General features: G+C 68.3%; 3 protein-coding genes. 2 read left to right on the top strand and 1 reads right to left on the bottom strand.

Annotated elements, in window-relative coordinates; genetic code table 11:
- Positions 1–797: 797 nt before the first annotated feature.
- Together F4X11_08355 and F4X11_08350 are read left to right on the top strand one after the other, a co-directional pair.
- Positions 798–1,520, top strand: coding sequence for an ABC transporter ATP-binding protein (locus F4X11_08355; protein ID MYN65025.1), 723 nt, complete (start codon positions 798–800; stop codon positions 1,518–1,520).
- Positions 1,517–2,224: an ABC transporter permease subunit gene (locus F4X11_08350; GenBank protein MYN65024.1), complete on the top strand. Its 708-nt coding sequence runs from the start codon at positions 1,517–1,519 to the stop codon at positions 2,222–2,224. The genes F4X11_08355 and F4X11_08350 overlap by 4 nt, the downstream gene beginning before the upstream one ends.
- Here the strand turns inward: F4X11_08350 and F4X11_08345 are convergent.
- A complete protein-coding gene (locus F4X11_08345; protein ID MYN65023.1) occupies positions 2,194–2,520 on the bottom strand; it encodes a hypothetical protein in 327 nt (108 codons plus the stop codon). The genes F4X11_08350 and F4X11_08345 overlap by 31 nt on opposite strands.
- Positions 2,521–3,657: the final 1,137 nt, after the last annotated feature.

Here is a 3,657-nt window from a genome sequence, read left to right as displayed (position 1 = left end):
GCGTACCGGGAGGATCCCGTCGCCGCGGGGCGCAGGCTCACCGAGCGGATCGAGCGGGGGGTGCGCCGCGAGACGCTGAACTTCGGCCGCCCCCGAGACCGGATTCTCGTCGAGGTGGCGGAGCAGCTCTACGTCCGTGAATTGCGGTGGGTGCCGTGGCGGACCCGGGAGCCGCTGGGGACGCGCTTCCCCCGCCTGCAGCGTTTCGCGCGGGGCCTGGAATGGATCCGCCGGGCGCACCCCGAGGAGCACCGCCGCCTGGTGGAAAAGGTGGCGCGGTATGCCCGGCTGAGCGACGAGCTCCGTGCCGGGGAAGGGGACGTGCCTCCCCGCTACAGCTTCCTCCCGGTCGCGAAGTACGTCGTCGTGCGCGGAACGCTCCTGGCGCTTGGGCTTCCCTTCGCGGTGGCCGGATCCCTGCTCTGGGCTCCCATAGTCCGGCTGCCCGGCTTCGTCGTCAGGCTCGTGAAACCCGAGCTCGAGGTCACCGCGACGGTCAAGCTGGGGACGCTCCTGGCCGGGACGTGTGCGGCCTGGATCCTGGGGCCCGTGCTGGGCTATCTCGTGGGGGGATGGACGGTCGCCGCGGTGGCGGCCGTGGTGCCCCCCGCGTGCGGCTTCGTGGCGATGCTGTGGATGGAACTCGCCCGCGAGGTGCGAGAGGACACCGCCGTCTTCCTGAGGCTGCAGGGCCGCCCCGATCGCCGCGAGCAGTTCGCCAGACTGCGCTCGGAACTCACCGAGACCCTCCGGCAGCTGGAAGAGCAGTGGATGGATGAACGCCAGGTTCATAAGAGATGATCGTTACGCGAGACCCCGACATCGAGCTGTGCTCCTTCGCGGTCAAGTACCCGTTGTTCGAGCTTGAACCGCTCAGCATCGAACTGACTGCGGGAGAGCGCGTGGCCCTGGTCGGTCCGAACGGGGCGGGGAAGACCACGATCCTGCGGGCGCTCTCGGGGTTGCTGCCGGAGTACGAAGGCGACGTGCGGTTCGGAGGCGTCGATACGCGCACGCTCCTCCCCGGCTTGCACAATCACGTTCGCGTGATGCCGGAAAGACTCCTCGGATTCGCCGGAATGACAGTTCGGCAGCACTTCGACCTGCTTGCACGCTTCTACGACAACTGGGATCGCGACTACGAGGCGCGATTGACGGATCGCCTAGAGATTTCCGACGCCGCGAGTCTGGGAACTCTTTCGAGCGGTACCAAGGCGAAGGTTGCGTTCGTGTCGGCGGAGGCCTGCCGACCCCGCGTCCTGCTCCTCGACGAGCCGACGGCCGGCCTTGACCCGGTAATGCGCCGGCGCCTCATGGACGTCGTCGTCGAGAGCCTGGACGAAGAGCCGGGGAGAGTCCTCCTGTTCTCGACTCATATCCTCGAGGATGTCGAATGGCTGGCCGACCGCGTGCTGGTCCTCGTCGAAGGAACCATGATCGCCGACCGTGCCGTGCGACACATGCGCGCCGACCACGCGTCGCTGGCGGATGCCCTCTACGACCTTCTGGACGCCCATTGAACCTGCGGCATGTCGGCGACCTGACCCGCGTGGAAATCCAGCGCGCCAAGCCCCTGTTGGTGCGCCTGTATCTTGCCGGGGCGGCCGGTCTCGTCCTGTTCTACGTCATCGGACGGGCCACCGACGAGAACGTCCTGGTGGTCGTCATGGGCGTGACGTTGGGGTTGGTCGTGGCGGTGCCCATCGCCGTCATGCGAGACAAGCTCGATCGGACATTGGAGTTCCTGCTGTCCCTTCCGGTGACCGTAGCCGATCTCGTTGCGGCCCGTTTCCTTGCGGCGGCCGCGGGGTTGTTGCCCGGCGTGATCGCCACCGGCGTGACGCTCATGCTGGTCGAGCCGCCCGCCGAGTGGGGGGTGCTTGTGGGGGTGGCGCCGTTTCAGATCGCGCTGGGGTACTGGGCGCTGCTCACGCTTGCGGCCTGGTGCCTGACGGCCGCTGCGGCCTGTGAACTGACGAGACTCATCAGTTGGTCGATCGCGGCGATGGTCGTCCTTCTGGCCTGGGTCGCGCCGTGGGCGCTCGGCCTGCTGCAACGCGAAGGCATCGGCGCCGCACTCCGGTCATTCCTGGAGCATCCCTACGCCCTCATCGCCATTGGAGTGGTCACGCTGGCCATCTTCACGTTGCTCGCCGCCGCCGCCTTCGGTATCGCTCAGCGGGGCGTGGCACGCTATCCCTCTCGGCCCGACAAACCTCTCTGACCGGACGGCCCACCACCACGGCCCAGATCCGCTTTGCGAATGCGGTATCTGAGGATCGTGCGGTATTCGTCGGGGTTGCCGGGGCCGGCCATGCTCGGGCCGACGATGTACTCCTCCTCGTGTCCGCCGAACGTCTCGTAGCCCCCGGCCTCGACGAACGCCTTGAGGCGCTCGATCGTGGGCTGCTCGGCGTCGTAGCGGCCGATGTGGAGGATCTCCGCGACGGTTCCGTACTCCCACGTCGTGATCGAGGCGGTCACGCCGTCCGGCGGCGTGTGCTCCGGCAGCGATTCCACGGCCTCAGGGACGGGTAGCGCGTAGCGGCCGATCCATTCGCTCCTCGGAATCTCGTCCAGCCCCTCCTGCCAGCGCGCGCGGGCGACCGCGGGCGTGAACCCGGTCGCCGCTCCGCTCGAGAAGTAGAGCTGGAAGAGGAGCCGAACGCGGCGCTGCCCACGTCGTCCGGATCGCCAACGGCCCCCACTTCCAACACCCGCTCGTCCGCCCGCTCCACGATCCGCGGCTCGACCAAGTGCTCGTACGCCGCGGGATCGACCCCCTGCGCTCCGAGTTCGGTCGCTTGGACCGCCGCCCAGAGGACCCACACCAGGCACACGGCAGCCCAGCGCAAGGACGTGTGGTCCCTCACCACCGATCGCTCCGGGCATCGTCGAGGTCACGAAGCAACTCGCGAAGCGTAGCCACCGGCGGCCCACCCCGGGGGGGTTCGGTACCGGGCGAGAGCGCGGGCGTCAACCAGTCGCACGTTTCCCGCACCGGACTACGTACTCCCTCTGCCTCGAAATCGAGGTGTTTCAGCGGAGAGCGAGAAAGGAGTTCATGCAGCGTAGCCGGAGATCGCCGGGAGTCCGGTTCGGGATTGCTTCGCTTCAAGGTTGTGCCTCCGATCTCGGGTGATCAGTCCGGCCAGATGATCTGTGCCGGAGCGAACGATCGCCACCCCACCGGTTCGAGACCGTACCGTGGCCCCTACTCAGAGGTCCGGAAATTCTCGAGGCGGATGGCCCACCAGACGGCGGCGACGGCGGCGGCGCTGGCGAGGAGGTGGAGGGCGAGGCCGATCTGCTCGGCGGACTCCAGGGCGCCGGCGCGGTCGATGAGAAGGCGCCAGTTGTTCGAGTGATCGCCGATCAGGGGGAGGGCCAGGCCGTTCGCGGCGGCCATCGACTCCGCCGCGTACATGACGCTCTCAGCCGACCACAGGGCGCCCACCGCCGCCGGGATCGCCTCCCCACGCCGCCACAGCCGGAACGTGATGTAGAGGGGCACGGCGAGCTGAAGCAGCGGGCCGGCCAGCACGGCGACCGTTTCGCCGCCGGCCGAGAGCCGGGCCAGCGGCGAGAAGACGACGCGGCCTGCCTCGTGGATGAGGAGGTTGATCCCGTCCACCCAGTGGTAGCGGTAGAAGAAGA

This window comes from Acidobacteriota bacterium (assembly GCA_009861545.1).
Taxonomy (GTDB): Bacteria; Acidobacteriota; Vicinamibacteria; order Vicinamibacterales; family UBA8438; genus WTFV01.
The sequence above is the reverse complement of the archived record's forward strand: the minus strand, read 5'-3'. Positions and strand labels throughout refer to the sequence as shown.